Origin of the sequence: Acetobacter lambici (genome assembly GCF_011516885.1) — a bacterium.
In the GTDB taxonomy this organism is placed as follows: Bacteria; Pseudomonadota; Alphaproteobacteria; order Acetobacterales; family Acetobacteraceae; genus Acetobacter; species Acetobacter lambici.
The window spans coordinates 1-1,313 of sequence record NZ_WOTD01000132.1; the positions used below are offsets into that span (position 1 = coordinate 1).

The 1,313-nt window shown below is 51.9% G+C and carries 2 protein-coding genes; both read right to left on the minus strand.

Annotation, left to right across the window (positions count from 1 at the left end; translation table 11 throughout):
* On the minus strand, positions 1 to 353 hold a 353-nt coding region (locus tag GOB86_RS15450), incomplete at its 3' end, for a hypothetical protein (RefSeq protein WP_165993545.1).
* Positions 341 to 1,132 (minus strand): hypothetical protein, encoded by a 792-nt coding sequence (locus tag GOB86_RS15455; RefSeq protein WP_165993546.1) that lies wholly within the window; start codon positions 1,130 to 1,132, stop codon positions 341 to 343. The genes GOB86_RS15455 and GOB86_RS15450, both read right to left, overlap by 13 nt.
* Positions 1,133 to 1,313 lie beyond the last annotated feature (181 nt).

The following is a 1,313-nucleotide window of genomic DNA, read 5'->3' on the forward strand; positions in this document are numbered from 1 at the left end:
TCAAGTGACTTCATAAAGTGACTGAAAAGCGCCTGCTGGTCCTGCTTGAGAGAAAGCTCCTGCTCCTTCAGCTTCACTTCTCCCGTGTTTTGAAGGGTCTGAATGCTTCCAAACGCTTTGTCCAGTCGCTCAAGCAGTGTTGTCAGCTCAGCTTGCACCGACTGACGCTCAGCTTTCAGTTCATCCAGTAGGGCGGATGTCGCATCAGTGACTGTTTCCGATGCCTCAGCTTGAGACATCATCAGAATACCTAGCGGAGTGTCCAACCCAATACCGGCATCATGGAGGGTTTTAAGGAGACGCTCTCGCGTCTCCCTCTCATTTTGACCGCTCTTAGGAGTCAAGGCAGCCATTTGTCGCCACCTTCGGTTTCGAGGGCAGTAATGAGCTTACTATACCATTCTTTGGCCATATGCGCCCAGAGCAGGTTCAGAGGCTTTCCATCGCTGCATGGTTTGCCGTCAAGGGCATCAAAAACGGTCAGTCCCGCCCCTTCAATATGTTTCATGCAGGTCAGTGCTGGCATATCGATGATCTTTACACCCATGGCCACCATTTTTTGATAGCGGGTATCTTTGCGTAACCATGCAAAGGGATCTACGGCGCTGTTGTGAGTACGAACCAACCCAGCGTTTAGTATCAGCACCGATTGTCCACCTTTGAAAACGCCACTGTTCCAGATGCGATGGACATGCTCAAAATCATCCCGCTCAGGGCCTGTGAAATAACCATAAGTAGGCTGGAGACCGCTTTGGCTTAAAAATTCTCCCAGATTGGACTCTTCAGCCAATTCTTCGCTCACACGGTCACCACCTCCCATATCAATGATGACAGACGCTTCGCACTGAAGTGCCTGAGCCAGAATGTCGGCCAGCCAAATTTTGCTTGTTTCAAGGGTGGCACTGGTGGGCCGCTCAACACCGTGCTTGCTTTTGGCGGGGTAAAGCCGGGAGAGCATGGGGTTGTTGATATCGCCATCTGCGACAAGGACAGGATGGCCAAGGGCAATCGCCCGACGGGCGATGCCAGCACAACCCAAGCTGCCCCCACTTCGGCCCCGACCTATGCGCCAGAATGCCCGGCGGGAATGACCGGAAGTGTTTTGTGTTTCAGCCGTTGATTTATCTGACATGTAATCCTCGAGTTTGGCCGGTGGACAAGATGTCCACCTTCAAACCAAGGATACGTGTTCAGGTTGTGAATACTGTCAGGTGTGTTGCCGTGGACTAATTTCACGCCAAAAACCGGGAACGTGGTTTCTCGCTGCCCGAAAGACTTCACTCTCTTCAAAAGTCATCGTTTCGGTAACGCCA

What these genes read in the sequence shown, in the direction of transcription:
- GOB86_RS15455 (WP_165993546.1), bottom strand. Translation starts at nt 1,132, where the DNA reads ATGTCAGATAAATCAACGGCTGAAACACAAAACACTTCCGGTCATTCC.